This window comes from Streptomyces sp. ISL-87, assembly GCF_018614095.1.
Lineage (GTDB): Bacteria > Actinomycetota > Actinomycetes > Streptomycetales > Streptomycetaceae > Streptomyces.
Genome location: NZ_JAGGOY010000059.1, coordinates 1 through 16,252, shown reverse-complemented (window position 1 = coordinate 16,252; position 16,252 = coordinate 1). Strand labels below are relative to the sequence as shown.

The following is a 16,252-nucleotide window of genomic DNA, read 5'->3' as shown; positions in this document are numbered from 1 at the left end:
GCTGAGCAAGATCGTGCACAAGTATCTGCCCCGGCTTTTCCGAGTTGAGACCTCACCGTCACCTGCCTGGCCGATACCCGATGGCCCGGATAAGCGGAAGGGCCGTATCCCCTTAATGGGGATACGGCCCTATGGTGCCGACTGGCGGGGCGGAGCCGACTGATTCGGCTCCGCATGGCGCGCCCTGGGGCGCGCCTTTTTTCAGCCGCGGATCAGGTTGCGCAGCACGTACTGCATGATGCCGCCGTTGCGGTAGTAGTCCGCCTCACCGGGGGTGTCGATGCGGACGACCGCGTCGAACTCCACACCGGTGTCGGTGGTCACCTTGACCGTGCGCGGGGTGGTGCCGTTGTTCAGCTCCTCCACACCGGTGAAGGAGAAGGTCTCCTCGCCGGTGAGGCCCAGCGCGGCCGCCGAGGCGCCCTCCGGGAACTGGAGCGGGAGGACACCCATGCCGATCAGGTTCGAGCGGTGGATGCGCTCGTAGGACTCGGCGATGACGGCCTTGACGCCGAGCAGCGCGGTGCCCTTGGCCGCCCAGTCGCGGGACGAGCCGGAGCCGTACTCCTTGCCCGCCAGGATGACCAGCGGGATGCCGGCGGCCTGGTAGTTCTGCGAGGCGTCGTAGATGAACGCGACCGGCGCGTCCGGGGCGGTGAAGTCGCGGGTGAAGCCGCCCTCGGTGCCCGGCGCGATCTGGTTGCGCAGGCGGATGTTGGCGAACGTACCGCGGATCATGACCTCGTGGTTGCCGCGGCGCGAGCCGTAGCTGTTGAAGTCACGACGCTCGACACCGTGCTCGGTGAGGTACTTGCCGGCCGGGGTGTCGGCCTTGATCGCACCGGCCGGGGAGATGTGGTCGGTGGTGACCGAGTCGCCCAGCTTCGCCAGCACGCGCGCGCCGGCGATGTCGGAGACCGGGGTGGTCTCCATCGTCATGCCCTCGAAGTAGGGGGGCTTACGGACGTAGGTGGACTGCGGGTCCCACTCGAACGTGTTTCCGGTCGGGATCGACAGCGCCTGCCACTGGGCGTCGCCCGCGAAGACGTCCCGGTAGGACTTGTTGAACATGTCCTCGCCGATGGCGTTCGCCACGACGTCGTTGACCTCGGCCTCGGACGGCCAGATGTCCTGGAGGAAGACCGGCTTGCCCTCGGTGTCGATGCCGATGGCGTCCTTGGTGATGTCCACCTTCATGGAGCCCGCGATGGCGTACGCGACGACCAGCGGCGGGGAGGCCAGGTAGTTCATCTTGACGTCGGGGTTGATCCGGCCCTCGAAGTTGCGGTTGCCGGAGAGCACCGAGGTGACCGCGAGGTCGTGCTCGTTGATCGCCTTCGAGATCTCCTCGTCCAGCGGACCGGAATTGCCGATGCAGGTGGTGCAGCCGTACCCGACGAGGTTGAAGCCCATCTTGTCGAGGTACGGGGTCAGGCCGGCCTTGTCGAAGTAGTCGGTGACGACCTTCGAGCCCGGGGCGAGGGTGGTCTTGACCCACGGCTTGCGGGTCAGGCCCTTCTCGACCGCCTTCTTGGCCACGAGCGCCGCGGCGACCATGACGTAGGGGTTCGAGGTGTTGGTGCAGGAGGTGATCGCGGCGACGGTGACGGCGCCGTGGTCGATCTCGAAGGACGAGCCGTCGGCCAGGGTGACCAGCGTCGGGCGGGTCGGGACGCCGTTGTGCTCGGCGGGGGCGTCGGAGGCCGGGAAGGACTCCTTGCCCGCCTCGTCGTCCTCGCTCACGTAGTTGCGTACGTCCTGCGCAAACTGCTGCGAGGCGTTGGCGAGGACGATGCGGTCCTGCGGGCGCTTCGGGCCGGCGATGGAGGGGACGACCGTGGAGAGGTCGAGCTCCATCTTCTCGGAGAAGTCCGGCTCGGCGGCCGGGTCCAGCCACAGGCCCTGCTCCTTGGCGTACGCCTCGACGAGCGCGACCTGCTGGGCGTCGCGGCCGGTCAGACGCAGGTACTTCAGCGTCTCGTCGTCGATCGGGAAGATCGCGGCGGTGGAGCCGAACTCCGGCGACATGTTGCCGATGGTGGCGCGGTTCGCGAGCGAGGTGGCGGCGACGCCCTCACCGTAGAACTCGACGAACTTGCCGACGACACCGTGCTTGCGCAGCATCTCGGTGATGGTGAGCACCAGGTCGGTGGCGGTGGTGCCGGTGGGCAGCTCGCCGGTCAGCTTGAAGCCCACGACGCGCGGGATCAGCATGGAGACCGGCTGGCCGAGCATCGCGGCCTCGGCCTCGATGCCGCCGACGCCCCAGCCCAGCACGCCCAGGCCGTTGACCATGGTGGTGTGCGAGTCGGTGCCGACGAGGGTGTCCGGGTAGGCCACACCATTGCGGACCATGACCGTGCGGGCCAGGTGCTCGATGTTGACCTGGTGGACGATGCCGGTGCCCGGGGGGACGACCTTGAACTCGTCGAAGGCGGTCTGACCCCAGCGCAGGAACTGGTATCGCTCCTTGTTGCGGCCGTACTCCAGCTCCACGTTCTGGGCGAACGCGTCCTTGGTGCCGAACTTGTCGGCGATGACCGAGTGGTCGATGACCAGCTCGGCCGGGGCCAGCGGGTTGATCTTGGACGGGTCGCCGCCGAGGGCCTTCACGGCCTCACGCATGGTGGCGAGGTCCACGACGCAGGGGACGCCGGTGAAGTCCTGCATGATCACGCGGGCCGGCGTGAACTGGATCTCCTCGCTGGGCTGGGCCTGCGAGTCCCAGTTGCCGAGCGACCGGATGTGGTCGGCGGTGATGTTCGCGCCGTCCTCGGTGCGGAGCAGGTTCTCCAGCAGCACCTTCAGGCTGTAGGGAAGGCGGGCAGCGCCCTCAACCTTGTCCAGCCGGAAGATCTCGTACGACTCGTCGCCCACCTGCAGCGTGCTGCGGGCGTCGAAGCTGTTCGCCGACACGACAGTCTCCTTCATGCATGAAATTCGCGCGTATTGCCGCAATCCTGCCGCCACGCCCTATGGCCATTCCGCTAAGGTAAGGCTAAGTTAGGTAACCCTTACCAGCAGGGGCGGCTGCGGTACGCCTTCGGCAGATATCTCGATGTCGAGATAACTCTAGTGCATGGCCGCGCCCTGGTCATGCGCGGCATGGGCCAGATCACAAGGGCTTCACAGGAAACGCCCCCGGCGGCGCGGCGGACGCGGCCCGGGAGGATGCCCGCACCGTCAGTCCGGCGGCGACGGTGAGCTGGCCGGGCACCGCGGTCCGCGGGGACTCCAGCAGGGCGACCAGGGAGGCGACGGCGGTCTCCCCGATCACGCCGGGTCGCAGGGTCACCGCGCTCACGGCCGGATCACCCTGCGCGTACGCCGGGTCCTCGCTCGCGCAGACGAGGAGCAGCTGGTCCAGCACCCGCAGGCCGTGCCGCGCGGCGGCGGCCAGGACCTGGCGGCCGCCGGGGTCGTACAGGGAGTAGACGGCATCGGCGTCACGTCCGAGGAAGGCCCGGTCGAACGCGTGGCCGGCGGCGTCCTCGGGCTCGAACGGGATCAGCAGCGGCGTGCTTCCGCGTTCCGCGCACCACCGCAGGTAGGCCCGCGTCACCGCGTAGGTGTAGTACTCGTCCCCGAAGCCGCAGTGCAGCGCGATGCGCCGGGCGCCGGCCGCGGCGAGGTGGTCGAGCACCTCGCGCGTGGTCGCCGCGTGGTCGTTGTCCACCCAGATGTCCCCGGGACGGAGGTCGCCGAGCCGGACGGCTGGCTGGTGGTGGAGGACTGGAATCCGGTCAGGCGCGTGCGGGGCGGGCGAGCTGTACCGGGAGTTGGAGGGGCTGAGCCGGACCTCGGTGCTGCGGATGCACACGGCGGGGACGGCGTGGCAGCTGCGGCAGGAGAAGCTGACGGGCACCGTGGAGGCGGGCAAGTCGGCGGACCTGGTGCTGCTGGACCGGGATGTGACCCGCTGTCCGGTGGCCGACATCAGCGGTACCGGGGTACGGATGACCCTGGTCGGGGGGCGCGTGGTGACGACGCGGACTCGGCGGCGGGGCGGGCGGCTTCGAGCGGGGTGGCCCGCGCGGCGGCCGGCCCGCGCCCGGCCTCGTACAGCGCGGTGCACGGGGGCCGGCACCGCGCGTGCGGGTGCGGGGGGCCACTGAGGGACGGGGGACAGGAGGGCAGGAGGGCAGGGGACTGGGGACTGGGGACTGGGGACTGGGGACTGGGGGCAGAGGACGGTAGACCTGTACCCCCTTGCCCCCTTTGTCTGCTCCGAAATGAAAACTGACGGTCGGTAACACCCGTCTGCCACACCCGACGCAGGCGTAATCTCATATCTGAGATACGGTGCAGATATGGCAGACGACTACCTCGTACGCATCGGCAAGCTCATCCGTGACGCACGGCAGCACCGGGGCTGGACACAGAGTCAGCTCGCGGATGCACTCGGCACCAGCCAGAGCGCCGTGAACCGGATCGAACGCGGCAATCAGAACATCAGCCTTGAGATGATCGCTCGAATCGGCGAAGCTCTCGACAGCGAGATCGTCTCTCTCGGCTACGCCGGCCCGATGCACCTGCGCGTAGTCGGCGGCCGTCGGCTGTCCGGCGCCATCGACGTCAAGACGAGCAAGAACGCCTGCGTCGCCCTGCTGTGCGCGTCCCTCTTGAACAAGGGCCGTACGGTACTTCGCCGGGTCGCCCGCATCGAAGAGGTCTACCGTCTCCTGGAGGTCCTGAACTCCATCGGCGTCCGCACCCGCTGGATCAACGACGGCGTGGACCTCGAACTGATCCCGCCGGCCCGCCTCGACATGGACGCCATGGACGCGGACGCCGCGCGCCGGACCCGGAGCATCATCATGTTCCTGGGGCCGCTGCTGCACCGGATGGACCAGTTCCGTCTGCCCTATGCCGGCGGCTGCGACCTCGGCACCCGCACCATCGAGCCGCACATGATCGCCCTGCGCCGCTTCGGCCTGGACATCACCGCGACCGAGGGCATCTACCACGCACAGGTCGCCTCAGGAGTCTCCCCCGACCGCCCGATCGTGCTGACCGAGCGCGGGGACACCGTCACCGAGAACGCCCTGCTGGCCGCGGCCCGGCACAACGGCGTCACGGTCATCCGCAACGCCTCCTCCAACTACATGGTCCAGGACCTGTGCTTCTTCCTGGAGGCGCTCGGCGTACGGGTGGAGGGCATCGGCACCACGACCCTGACCGTCCACGGCGTCCCGACCATCGACGTGGACGTGGACTACTCCCCCTCCGAGGACCCGGTCGAGGCGATGAGCCTGCTGGCCGCGGCCGTGGTCACCGAATCCGAACTGACCATCCGCCGGGTCCCGATCGAGTTCATGGAGATCGAGCTCGCGGTCCTGGAGGAAATGGGCCTCGACCACGACCGCTCGGCGGAGTACGAGGCCGACAACGGCCGCACCCGCCTGGTGGACCTCACGGTCCGGCCCTCGAAGCTCGAAGCCCCGATCGACAAGATCCACCCGATGCCGTTCCCCGGGCTGAACATCGACAACGTCCCGTTCTTCGCGGCCATCGCGGCCAGCGCCCAGGGTCAGACCCTGATCCACGACTGGGTGTACGACAACCGGGCCATCTACCTGACGGACCTGAACCGCCTCGGCGGCCGCCTCCAGCTCCTGGACCCGCACCGCGTCCTGGTCGAGGGCCCCACCCGCTGGCGCGCGGCCGAGATGATGTGCCCCCCGGCCCTGCGCCCGGCAGTGGTCGTCCTCCTCGCGATGATGGCCGCGGAGGGCACCTCGGTGCTGCGCAACGTCTACGTCATCAACCGCGGCTACGAGGAACTGGCCGAACGCCTCAACTCGGTCGGCGCCCAGATCGAGATCTTCCGCGACATCTGACCGGCTCAAGGAGAGTCGCCGCCATACCCCTTCTGAACTGCATGAATGTGGGTACGGGGGGGCGTGACAGCCCCCCTGGGACTTTTCTGGGACTTTGCGCTGGGACCGGAACGGCTGCCGGCCTCCGGACTGCGTGTGGAGATCGAGCGACACGACCGACGGCCTGGCCCTCCTACCCGGCGCAGAGCAAGCTGCCGCAACGGGCTCGCCCGGCAGGCTCCGCCCGACTCGCTCCGGACACTGACTCGCACTTCACCGCCCGCGCCACCTCTCCGGCCGCCATAATGGAGTCATGCCCTCCAGCCCACAACACCCCGCACCCACGTCGAGGGACCTCTCTCGCGCGGACGCCGAGGACCTCGCTCTGTACCGGGAGAAGTTCCGACTCCGGCTGCCGGAGTCGCTGGACGAGTTGCACGGCCCGACCGGAGGGGTCGTGGAGCTGCCGTTGCATATGGCCTGGTCCGGGATGACCTCGTACGACATGGACAAGCCTCGCCAGCGCATGGGCCTGTACCGCACCGTCCTGCACGAGGGGCTGCGCGACGACCTGCGCCGCTACCTCAATCAGGACCTGCTCCTCCAGTTGTGGCCGGTACTGCGCACACTCGTCGGCCGCAGCGTACGAGCCGTATGGGAAGACGCCTTCCCCCAGCTCTCCTCCCGCACGCGGGCGGCCGCGTGACGGACATGCCGGAGCTGCACACACGGCTCCTGGCGGATGTGATCGCCCTCGGTTCCCCGTATCCCCTGGTCCTCACAGGCGGGTACGCCGTGCGGGCTCACCGCCTCGTGAACCGCCCCAGCCAAGACCTTGATGTCGCCACAGAGAACCCGGCGCCGATGGCCGACATCGCGGCCACACTCCGCACCGGCCTGGAAGCCCGCGGCTGGACGGTTCACGCGATGGAGACCGCCCCGCTGTCCGCCCGCTTCACCGTGACCGACCCAGCCACCGGGCAGGAGTGCGAAGTCGACGTCCTCAAGGAGATCTTCTGGCGGCCGGTCGCCCAGAGCATGTACGGGCCCGTCCTCGCGGAGGAGGACGTGATCGGGACGAAGGTCCGTGCGCTTGCCGACCGTGGAGCACCCCGCGATCTGATCGACGTTTTCGCGGCCTCCCACCGCTGGACCAATGCCGATCTCGAGGAGTTCGGGCGCCGCCATGCCCGTGGCCGCTTCGAGCACGAGGACCTGCAGGCGAACCTCACCGGCGCCGAGTGGACCGACGACGAAGCCTTCGCCGCCTATGGGCTCGATGACGCCATCATCACCGCTCTCCGCACCTGGGCCGTGGAGTGGGCCGACGACCTCGCGACCCGTCTGCTCGCAGAGGCCGACGATCCGGACACGGACTGAGCAGGTAGGAAAGCAGTCGGTAGCGGGCTTGTCCCACATCAAGCGGGCTGGGCAGGCACTGGGCAGATCAGCTGGCGGGCAGGCTGCGGCCCAGCTACGCGGCTTTGATGAAGTGCGTTGCTGATCCGTTGATGCGTGTGCGTTGACGGCAGGGCGTGATCGACTGCGGTGCCGACCGCTTCTGCGGTGGTGAGACACCCGACAAACCGGGCGTCTCAGTCGAGACTGCCAGAGAGGGAAGAGACAAAGGCACTTGGCTGATTCACACCGGTCTGCGCAAGCGACGACCCGACCCGGAATCCGGAGATCCGGGCCGTCGCTCTCCCTTCATTTCGTCCCAGAGCCCTGGCTGTCCGGGCACCTTCAGCCCCTGGCGTGGGACTCACCTCATGACCACTCGACGCTGCCGCCATCGCCCGATCCGGTCAGTCTCGGATGTGTTGGATGAGAACGGTGTGGTGCCTTCCCTCGCCGTCGGTGTAGTCGACCGAAAGCCCCGCCTCCCGCCAGAGCAAGGCAGCTCCGAGTGCCGTGAACGGGCTCAGCGACTCCGTCTCGTCTGAAGCCGGGGACTGCGAAGTGATCTCGTACTCCTCGGCATCCGCCGCCCCGTCGAAGATCAGCCCTGATCATGCGAGGCCTGGAGACCGAGGGCCCGGTCACACTGGCTTGCGCGTACCTCGACGCCGAGGAAAGCACCGATCTCCTCGCCGGAACCCCGACACCCACCCACGCCGCTCTCGCCGCTCTCTGCTTCACCCCCGGCGGTACGGCCCCCGATCTCCGCGAAGCTCTCCTCCATCGTCTGCACACGCTCCGAATCGACCCGGCCCCGCGCAGGGTGAGCGGCCTGCGGATCGTGCTGACCGACCGGTGCAACATAGCGTGCGACTACTGCTTCGTGCAGACCAACACCGGCAAGGCCGACATGACCGAGGAAGAGCTCACCGCCGGGCTCACCTACCTCTCCAACGCGGGACACGAAGAGGTCTCCATCCAGTGGTTCGGCGGAGAGCCCACCATCCGCTTCGACCTCATGCAGTTCGGTGACGCCCTCGCCGACACCCTCGCCCGCCAGCACGGAGTGCAGCGCATCCGCCGTACGGTCGTCACCAACGGGGCCCGCCTCACCGACGACATGCTGAGGCACTTCCTCGCCCACGACTACGGCATCGGGATCTCCATCGACGGACCCCCAGCCATCAACTCCGCCAACCGGAAACTGCTCGGCGGACAGCCCGCCGACGACCGGATCCGCAGCAACATCCAGCGACTCCTCGAACACGAGGGTCTGCACGTCGGCTGCAACCTCACCCCCACCAGCGCGAACATCGGCCGCCTTGGCGAGACCGTCGCCTGGATCATCGACGAGCTCGGGCTCAAGTTCATCTACGCCAACACCCCCATCCCCTCGGCGGGGAAGTGGAAGGTGGACGGCAGCGAGCTCGCCCGGGAGCTGTACGAGGCCCGCATGGTCGCCCTCGGCCGGGGCGGGATGCTGTTCTCGGTCCTCGACCGCGCGTTCCAGGCCCTCGACACCCGGCGCCCCATGCTCTACGACCACATGCAAGGCGACCAGAGCATCAACGCCGCCCTCCTCACCGGCAACCGGGTCAGCGTGTGTGACATCAACTTCGACTCGGACGCGTTCCTCTACACCCTCGACCAGCTTCGCGCCGATCCTTCTCTCCTCGCCGGCGCCGCGAAAACCGTCGCGCCCATCCCCGCCTGCGGCACCTGCCCAGCCCTCGCGATCTGCGGCGGCCCCTCCCGCAACGAACAACTCCTCATCGGCGGCAACACCCCCGACCCCCACATGTGCGACTTCTACACCGGCACGGTGGAGATAGCCGTCTGGGACAACACGGGGGTCCAATGAGCGTGGCCACCCTCACCCACCGCCCTGCCAATCCTGCCAAGAACCCGTACGACACCGCGCTCGTCAGCACCGCCGGCCACTGCGAAACCGCCTGCGGCTTCTGCTTCCGCGCCGACCGCGCCCGCGGATTCCTCACCCTCGACACCTACACCCGCGCCGTGTCCCGGCTCGGCGAACTCGGCGTCCAAGGCGTCTGCCTCACCGGTGGAGAACCCGCGCACCACCCCCACCTGCGGCAACTCGTATGCGTGGCCTACCAGTTCGGCATCACCCCCTCCGTAGTCACCTCCGCCCGCACCCACGACGAGAGAGCCGCCCTGGACCAGGTGGACCGCTGGCTCGCCAACATCACCGTCTCCGCCGACTCGCGCGGCGCCATGGCCCTCGGCCGCACCACCCGCACCGCCGCCTCCGCGATCACCACCCTGCGCGGCAGCGCCACCCCCGAGAAGATCTTCCACCTCACCTACTGGCGGGTCGACGACGACGAGGCCGCAGCCCTGTACGAACTCGTTGCCGCCACCGGAGTCCGGATCCAGCTCAGCCCGGTCACCCTCACCGACAAGGCGCGGGACCGGATCGGTCTCGGCATGAACGACTACCTCGAACAGCACCGCCACGACACCGACGCCCTCGGCAGGTACTTCGCCCTCACCCCGGCCTTCAAGAACCACCTGCTCGACCTGCGGGCGATGCACCTGTACACCGAGCGCCGGAACACCTGCCGCCCTTCAAGCCTCTACGTCTCCCACACCGGCGGAATCCGCCGCTGCCCCTTCAGCGCCAACGACACCACCATCCACGCCACCCGGGCGGACATCCACCACGCCCTCACGCAGCCCCCGACGTCCCGCATCAGCCCGGACTGCGCCGCGCTCTGCCGAGCGGAGGACAAGCCGTGACTCCCGAGGAGTTCACCCGCCGCTGGTCCAGCCCGCCGAACTTCCGGATCGACCCCGACCTCGCCCCCGCTGAATCTTCAGGGACGTGTCGGCGCGGCCCACATGGGGCGAAGCCGACCGGCCAAGCCACGCGAGGATGAGTTCAGGAGCGGACGATGTTCTCCGCCTGCGGTCCCTTGTGGCCCTGCGTGACGTCGAACGTCACCGCATCTCCCTCCGTCAGCTCACGGTATCCGTGGCCCGAGATGTTGGAGTAGTGGGGCGAAGACGTCCGGTCCGCCGCCGTTCTGGGCGATGAACCCAAGACTCTTCTCGGAGTTGCACCACTTCACAGTGCCGCGGGCCATACTCATCCCTCTGCTCAATCAACGAGCAACCCGACAGGGCCGCCCCAGCGCCCCGATGTGGGCACCATCCCTCTCCACCCCAACTCGCCCTGCCCCTACACCGGATATTCCGGGTGAATGTCCCTCGCTCGCAAGCCACCAAACATGCGCTGGCCGGGCGGCAACGCCGGGCTGAGCGAAGCGCCGGTAGACCGTCTGCCAGCACGGGCCCTGCGGCTGTTCTCCGTCGCTACGGTGAGGTTCGTTGGCCAATCGGGGCTTTCGGCCAAGGGTCATGTCCCGGACGGCCCCATGCGGCTTCGATAACCGTTAGGTTTCTCGACCGCTTGCCCAGTGAGCAGTTGGGTCCTCGCCAGTTCGTTGTAGAGCGCGTCCCGGGTCATGAGTTCGGTGTGGGTGCCTACGGTCCGTACCCGTCCCGCTTCCATGACCACGATCCGGTCCGCTGTCGTCACGGTGGACAGCCGGTGGGCGACCACCAGCACAGTGGTGTCGCGGGCGGTATCAATGACGGTGTCGCGCAGCGCCGCCTCGTTGGCCGCGTCGAGCTGGGAGGTGGCTTCGTCCAGCAGTAACAGCATTGGGCGGCGGAGCAGGGCCCGGGCGATTGCCACGCGTTGCCGTTCGCCACCGGAGAGGCGGCTCCCGCGGTGGCCGACGTCGGTGTCCAGCCCGTGGGGCAGGTGGTCGGTCAGCTCGTCCAGCCGGGTCAGTCGCACCACGCGCGTGAGTTCCTCGGCGGAGGGGGCTTCGCCTCCGAGCGTCAGGTTGTCGCGCAGGGTGCCGGCGAGGACGGGGGCGTCCTGTTCGACGTAGCCGATGCAGGCGCGCAGCTGGTTCAGCGGCCACTGCCGCACGTCTTTCCCGCCGAGCAGGACATGACCGGAGTCGGGCTCGTAGAAGCGCTCTATCAGTGAGAAGACCGTGGTCTTGCCCGCTCCGGACGGGCCGACGAACGCGGTCAGCCCGAGCGCGGGGACGGTGAAGGAGACATCGTGGTGGACCCGGCGGGCTCCGGAGCGGTAGGCGAAGCACACCTGATGGAACGCCACGCCGAGGGAGGAGTGCCCGGCCGCCGCCCCGCCCGTCGCGGACCGCTGGGTACGCGACGGCTGCCCGTGGTGCTGGGCCCGCGCGATTTGCCCGGATGCCCTGGCCGGCTCGGGGTGCTCGGTGTATTCCACGTGCTCGACAGCGAGCTGCTCCACCTGCCCGATGCGGACCGCGGCCGCCGATCCGACCTGTAGCTGGCCGACGCCCTCGACCAGTTGCCCGATGCGCGGGGCGAGGGTGAAGAGGTAGAGCAGGAAGGCGACGAGCGTGGAGATGCCGATGGCACCGGAGGTGACGCGCGCGCCCCCCACTCCGAGCACCACGAGAAAGCTGACCTGGACGATGACCGCCGACGCCGTCGCCGAGACCGCTTCCCAGGCGGCGGCGCGTACCCCGGTGTGGCGGGCGTCCTCGGCCGCCCGGTGTAGTGCTTTGGCCTCCCGGTGTTCGGCTCCGGAGGCCTTGACGGTGCGGAAAGCACCCAGGACCCGCTCCAGGGCCACCCCGATGCGGCCCACCGCCTCCTGCGTGTGGCGGGTGGCGCGGCCGATCCGGGGGGCCACGAGCGCGACGATTACCCCGACGAAGGCGACGACCGCCAGGGTGACGCACAGCAGTACGGCGTCGAGCAGTCCCATCAGGACGACCGTCGCCACCGTGACCAGGGTTCCGGTGACCGCGGCGGACACCGCGTGCGGTGCGCTCTGGCGCAGCAGCGTCGTGTCGGAGGTCACCCGGGCGATCAGGTCACCGGGTTCGGTGTCCTCCACCACGGGCACGCGCAGCCGTAGGATCCGGTCGGCCAGCCGGCAGCGGGCGGCGCAGACGACGGACTCGGCCGCGCACTGCAACAGATAGTGGCCCAGTCCCGCGAGGACGGCCCCTGCGACCACCAGCAAGCTGAGTACCACCACGGGGCCAGCCGCCGGTTGTCCGTGGCCCATGTCGTCCATCACGCGCTTGGCCGCCAGTGGCTGGGCCAGGCCCATGACGCTGCCCACCAGGCCGACGACGAGACCGGCGGTGATGCGGGCGCGCTGCGGGTGCAGATGCCTCAACAGCGCCCGGTGGCCCCGGTGGGCTGGGGCGGTGCTCTCGACTACGGGTTGTTTCTCGGGGACGGCGGGCTCGTTGCCGGTGACCGCGGCGGCGGGTGCCTCGGTCATCGCCTCGCTCCACGGTGACAGAGCATCGGCTCACTCCACGGTGAAGAAGCGCTGGAAGTAGTCGGCCTGTGCGCCTTCGCCGACGAGGACGCCTTCGGCTTCCACCCAGGCGTGTGCGGCGAACGGCGGGCGGCTGCGCACCCCCACGCACCAGGTGGGCCACTGGCCGTACCAGCGGCACAGCAGCACGGTGGCCAGGGACCGGGGCAGGCACCCTTTGCGTCCTCCGGCGGCGAGGCTCACGGCGAGCACCGTCTCCCTCGCCGAGGCCGCCTCGGCCAAGGTGGCGGGCCGGGCGCCGCCGCGCAGTCGGCTCAGGACAGCCCGGATGCGGTGGGGCGGCTGGGTCGCCAGCACATGGGCGCAGGCCACCGCTGCCCGTGCCACGAGACGGCGGGCGAGCGGCACGGACCGTGGGTGGTAGGGCATGGCTTCCGGCGTCGTCATACGTGTCTCTCATTCGGGGCGAACGGGGCTGGACGGTCGAGTGAGCGGGCGAGGACAGCTCCGCGAAGGCAGGCCGGTCGGTGGGCGAGAAGGCACCTTGGTTCTGGAACAGTGCGTTACCGGGCCAACGGGTGAGGAGGTCCGCAGGCCTACGGGCTAGGAGATCAGGAGGCCCGTGTCGCGCAGCTCGCCGATGATGCTTCTGACGTCTTCGGCAGCCAGCTCCGTGTCGACGTCCTCGTACCGTGTGGTCAGGATCTCGACGGCCCGCTCGGGGCCGCCTCCGTCCAGAAGGCTCCGCAGGACGATGGCGGCCGTCGGGTTGAGCGTCCAGTACTCGGCACTGTCCTGGTCGAGGAGTGCCAGACCGTACTCGGTCTCGGTCAGCAGGACACCGGGTTTCAGTGTGAGCACCGGTTCACCTCTCTCCGCATTTTCCGTCGGCCGGCCGGGGTGTCATCTCCCGTGAGCGCAGCCATACTTCGCAGGCGATCGTGGGATGCAGCAGGTAGCTTTCGGTCTCCGCAGAAAGAGCACGGCGACACCATTCGCGCAGGACACGTTCGTCGGCCAGGCCGAGCCGGGCAAGGCGGGAGTCCTCGCACAGCGCCAGTAGGGCCGATCGGTGCTCGCGCAGCCCCACCTCCTCCTCAAGCGTGGCGTTCGCCTTGGTGCCGCGGGTGCGGCTGGCCTCGGGCACGATTCCTCGCATCGCCTCCACGATGAGGGGCTTGTACCGCCAGGGGGTGATCCGTTCACGCGGCCGGACGGCGAGGGCCGCCTCGATGACGCGGGCGTCGTAGTAGGGGGCGGAGACGGTGATGCCGAGGGGGGCGGCCATCTGCCCGATGTGCCGGGTCCACTGCGAGATGCCGTCCATCGCGACCAGTTCGCGGTGTTCACCGTGCCCCCTGCCCCGGGGTTCCACGGCGGACCGGCCGGTACGCAAAAGCTCACGGGCCGCCGCGACAGCGTCCGCCGTGGCCCAGGGCGGCATCCGGGGCGGCACCGCCCAGTCGAGCAGCGGCTCGTCAGCGGCGACCGGGGGCTCCGTCAGATCACGAGCCACCCTCTCGACCCAGGCGCGGTAGGAGCGCCGGTCCACAAGCTGGCGCAGCACCCCCCGCCGACTCCACTGATATTTGGCGGCGTACCCCCGGGCCGAGCGCAGCGCGACCAAGGGGTGGCTGAGCGCCAGCGCGTGCAGCCGGGCTGGCGTTCCGGCCAGGAGTTCGTCACCACCCAGGCCGGTGAGGTGCAGAGCGGAACCGCGGGCCGCGGCCATCTCCACGATGCCCATCCGGCGGTTGCGGTCGACGGTGAGGATGCTGGGGGTGTCGAGGATGTCGTCGAGTGTGTCGATCCCGTCGAACGTCATGGCCACGTCACCGGCCGGTACGACATGGTGTTCCACGCCGTCCAGGGCCCGCACGGTGCGGCCGGCCCAGTGCACGTCGTCGCCGGCCTCGTCGTGGAGGGCGGCGGTGTAGGCGACGACCTTGGCGTCACCGCGCACCGCGGCGCAGTACACCGCTGTGGAGTCCAGGCCGCCCAGGTCCGACGACACCAGGTCCCGGCCGCGGGTGCGCACCTGCACCGCTTCGACGAGTGCCTCCCTCAGCCGCACGGCGCCCTCGGCGAGGGGGACGACGGGGTCGGGCGGTGACCACCATCGTGTGATGCGGGCACGTCCGTCGGGGAGCAGGGTCAGACGGTGGCCGCCCGGCAGCGCGTGCAGCCCCCGCCACAGGGGGTCGCCCGCCCACGGATACGGAGCCCCCAGGGTAAGCATCTCAAGGGCGATGCGGCGCTCGTCGAGTTCGGCATCGACCAGTTCGGCGAGGATGTCGGCCCTGTCGCAGGCCATACCCACCGCTGTGGAGCCGGGCGGGGCCGTCTTGGTGTGGAAGACGCGCCGCAGGCCGACGGCACAGCCCCGCACCAGGGCCTGGCCGCCTCCGCTGGCGATCAGGTGGAAGCTGCCGGCCCAGTCGGCGGCGTGGTCCAGTGCCGTCACAGAGCGGGCGCGGGTCACCGCCGCGGCGGCCCGTTCGGCGTCCCGCGCAGTGACGGCGTGCTCGCCGGTCACTGCGACCCGGGTACCCTCGTGCTCCCCCACGACCATAGCCTCCGGCGCCCAACGGCCCACGATCCAAGGCCTTCCTGAGGCATGGTGCAGACTCCGCGTCGCGTGGGAGACGGCCTTGCGGGCGAGGGGCGCTGCCGCCTCGGTGTCGGGCAGGATGACGAACCAGCTTTGCACTGCCTGAAGTGACAAGGAGTGGTCCATGGGGCCTCGGCCTTTGATCGGCGGTACTCGGGCACAAGACCGGGTGGCGGCTGGACGCCGCCACCCGTGGAGCCGGGCCGCGGACGGCCCGCCCGGTGTGCATCACCCGCACCCGCTCAGCGGATGCGGGCGACCCGCGTCAGAGAAGCTGCTTGCCGCCGAGGACGTCCTTCGGCCCGTTGTTCTTGACGCCGGTCACCTTGCGGAAGCTGCCGGCCTTGGCCAGGGTGGGACGCTCGTACGTCATAATCGTTCTCCTTCAACTTCGGGGACGATGTGCAGAACAGACGCCTGCACCGCGGCGGGCCCTGTCCGAATTCCCGGAGGAAAACACGAGCGGGGATCGGCGCCACACACAAGCTAAGTACGACCAGCGCAGCATCACAACGCCGTGCGTCGGGGCTTGAGGATGCGCAGGCGGGGCGCGCGTTAGTGAATTCCACCGACGGATGCCCCCCTCCACGCCCCTTGTGCCGCACGGCGGGAAGTCAGTGGAGGTCCTGTGCGCCGGAACCAGAAGGACGATGCCGAGCCGGTCGGCCGGCGCGTCATCAGCAGCTGGCTGAGCATCGCTGCGGTAACCAGGGAAGCATGGATGTCCACGAACACGGCGCTGTCCTCACATCCGGGTAGCAACGCGTGCACTGCTTCTTCGATGGCCGACGCGTTGTCGAGATCGACCACGTCATGAAGCTCGATGACGCGCAGACGCCGGTCGTGGCGGTGGCCGGGCGTCCACTGGGTCGACCGGGACAAGTTACGGCGCTGGGCGAGAGCGGAGCCGCGCTGCACGAGCTCCTCGGCCTGTCCGCACGCTCCCGCGCGAACCGGTTCAAGCACGCCGCCTGACCGGCAGGCACCTGATCATCCAACACATCTCGGGGGTGTGGTGTTCGACGAAGACGGGTCACTCGACCCGCTGCTGAAATTCCTGCTGTACGCAGTCCTCGCCCTAGATGATCAATTCCA

General features: G+C 69.2%; 14 protein-coding genes and 1 pseudogene. 7 read left to right on the top strand and 8 right to left on the bottom strand.

The features are described 5' to 3' along the window. Positions 1–201 precede the first annotated feature (201 nt). Entirely contained in the window at positions 202–2,931 is a 2,730-nt protein-coding gene (acnA, locus tag J7I97_RS21005; RefSeq protein WP_214937148.1) for an aconitate hydratase AcnA, read from the bottom strand. A 184-nt stretch (positions 2,932–3,115) separates the two neighbouring features. Then, entirely contained in the window at positions 3,116–3,880 is a 765-nt protein-coding gene (locus tag J7I97_RS21000) for a substrate-binding domain-containing protein (RefSeq protein WP_251051438.1), read from the bottom strand. Here J7I97_RS21000 and J7I97_RS20995 point away from each other — a divergent pair. The 6 genes from J7I97_RS20995 to J7I97_RS20970 all read left to right on the top strand — a co-directional run bounded on the left by J7I97_RS20995 (position 3,804) and on the right by J7I97_RS20970 (position 9,980). Continuing rightward, positions 3,804–4,115, top strand: coding sequence for an amidohydrolase family protein (locus J7I97_RS20995; protein ID WP_308365816.1), 312 nt, complete (start codon positions 3,804–3,806; stop codon positions 4,113–4,115). The two genes, J7I97_RS21000 and J7I97_RS20995, sit on opposite strands and share 77 nt — an antisense overlap. Before the next feature lie 195 nt (positions 4,116–4,310). Then, positions 4,311–5,840: a UDP-N-acetylglucosamine 1-carboxyvinyltransferase gene (locus J7I97_RS20990; protein WP_214937146.1), complete on the top strand. Its 1,530-nt coding sequence runs from the start codon at positions 4,311–4,313 to the stop codon at positions 5,838–5,840. A gap of 292 nt (positions 5,841–6,132) precedes the next feature. After that, entirely contained in the window at positions 6,133–6,525 is a 393-nt protein-coding gene (locus J7I97_RS20985; RefSeq protein WP_214937144.1) for a hypothetical protein, read from the top strand. Positions 6,526–6,530: 5 nt separating this feature from the next. Further along, positions 6,531–7,199 (top strand): nucleotidyl transferase AbiEii/AbiGii toxin family protein, encoded by a 669-nt coding sequence (locus J7I97_RS20980; RefSeq protein ID WP_214937424.1) that lies wholly within the window; start codon positions 6,531–6,533, stop codon positions 7,197–7,199. A 631-nt stretch (positions 7,200–7,830) separates the two neighbouring features. After that, positions 7,831–9,078 (top strand): radical SAM protein, encoded by a 1,248-nt coding sequence (locus tag J7I97_RS20975; protein WP_214937142.1) that lies wholly within the window; start codon positions 7,831–7,833, stop codon positions 9,076–9,078. Further along, complete coding sequence (locus J7I97_RS20970; protein WP_214937140.1) at positions 9,075–9,980, top strand: radical SAM protein; 906 nt, start codon at positions 9,075–9,077, stop codon at positions 9,978–9,980. The genes J7I97_RS20975 and J7I97_RS20970 overlap by 4 nt, the downstream gene beginning before the upstream one ends. 142 nt (positions 9,981–10,122) lie before the next feature. On the opposite strand, the pseudogene J7I97_RS20965 reads toward J7I97_RS20970, so the two are convergent. The 6 genes and pseudogenes from J7I97_RS20965 to J7I97_RS20940 all read right to left on the bottom strand — a co-directional run bounded on the left by J7I97_RS20965 (position 10,123) and on the right by J7I97_RS20940 (position 15,530). Beyond that, positions 10,123–10,327 (bottom strand): annotated as a pseudogene (locus J7I97_RS20965) (cold-shock protein). A gap of 272 nt (positions 10,328–10,599) precedes the next feature. Then, positions 10,600–12,546, bottom strand: coding sequence for an ABC transporter ATP-binding protein (locus J7I97_RS20960; RefSeq protein WP_214937138.1), 1,947 nt, complete (start codon positions 12,544–12,546; stop codon positions 10,600–10,602). Positions 12,547–12,576: 30 nt separating this feature from the next. Continuing rightward, a complete protein-coding gene (locus J7I97_RS20955) occupies positions 12,577–12,993 on the bottom strand; it encodes a lasso peptide biosynthesis B2 protein (RefSeq protein ID WP_214937136.1) in 417 nt (138 codons plus the stop codon). A 156-nt stretch (positions 12,994–13,149) separates the two neighbouring features. Then, positions 13,150–13,407, bottom strand: a complete 258-nt coding sequence (locus tag J7I97_RS20950; RefSeq protein WP_214937135.1) for a lasso peptide biosynthesis PqqD family chaperone — start codon at positions 13,405–13,407, stop codon at positions 13,150–13,152. A gap of 4 nt (positions 13,408–13,411) precedes the next feature. Then, the gene (locus J7I97_RS20945; protein WP_214937133.1) at positions 13,412–15,283 is read right to left on the bottom strand and encodes an asparagine synthase-related protein; all 1,872 of its coding nucleotides are present in this window, start codon (positions 15,281–15,283) and stop codon (positions 13,412–13,414) included. A 139-nt stretch (positions 15,284–15,422) separates the two neighbouring features. Beyond that, on the bottom strand, positions 15,423–15,530 hold the full coding sequence (locus J7I97_RS20940; protein ID WP_214937131.1) for a keywimysin-related RiPP: 108 nt from the start codon (positions 15,528–15,530) through the stop codon (positions 15,423–15,425). 440 nt (positions 15,531–15,970) lie between these two features. Here J7I97_RS20940 and J7I97_RS20935 point away from each other — a divergent pair, with 440 nt between their 5' ends. After that, the gene (locus J7I97_RS20935) at positions 15,971–16,132 is read left to right on the top strand and encodes a hypothetical protein (protein WP_251059022.1); all 162 of its coding nucleotides are present in this window, start codon (positions 15,971–15,973) and stop codon (positions 16,130–16,132) included. The last annotated feature ends 120 nt before the right edge of the window (positions 16,133–16,252 follow it).

What these genes read in the sequence shown, in the direction of transcription:
- acnA (WP_214937148.1), bottom strand. Translation starts at nt 2,931, where the DNA reads ATGAAGGAGACTGTCGTGTCGGCGAACAGCTTCGACGCCCGCAGCACG.
- J7I97_RS20990 (WP_214937146.1), top strand. Translation starts at nt 4,311, where the DNA reads ATGGCAGACGACTACCTCGTACGCATCGGCAAGCTCATCCGTGACGCA.
- J7I97_RS20985 (WP_214937144.1), top strand. Translation starts at nt 6,133, where the DNA reads ATGCCCTCCAGCCCACAACACCCCGCACCCACGTCGAGGGACCTCTCT.
- J7I97_RS20980 (WP_214937424.1), top strand. Translation starts at nt 6,531, where the DNA reads ATGCCGGAGCTGCACACACGGCTCCTGGCGGATGTGATCGCCCTCGGT.
- J7I97_RS20975 (WP_214937142.1), top strand. Translation starts at nt 7,831, where the DNA reads ATGCGAGGCCTGGAGACCGAGGGCCCGGTCACACTGGCTTGCGCGTAC.
- J7I97_RS20970 (WP_214937140.1), top strand. Translation starts at nt 9,075, where the DNA reads ATGAGCGTGGCCACCCTCACCCACCGCCCTGCCAATCCTGCCAAGAAC.
- J7I97_RS20960 (WP_214937138.1), bottom strand. Translation starts at nt 12,546, where the DNA reads ATGACCGAGGCACCCGCCGCCGCGGTCACCGGCAACGAGCCCGCCGTC.
- J7I97_RS20955 (WP_214937136.1), bottom strand. Translation starts at nt 12,993, where the DNA reads ATGACGACGCCGGAAGCCATGCCCTACCACCCACGGTCCGTGCCGCTC.
- J7I97_RS20945 (WP_214937133.1), bottom strand. Translation starts at nt 15,283, where the DNA reads ATGGACCACTCCTTGTCACTTCAGGCAGTGCAAAGCTGGTTCGTCATC.
- J7I97_RS20940 (WP_214937131.1), bottom strand. Translation starts at nt 15,530, where the DNA reads ATGACGTACGAGCGTCCCACCCTGGCCAAGGCCGGCAGCTTCCGCAAG.
- J7I97_RS20935 (WP_251059022.1), top strand. Translation starts at nt 15,971, where the DNA reads ATGAAGCTCGATGACGCGCAGACGCCGGTCGTGGCGGTGGCCGGGCGT.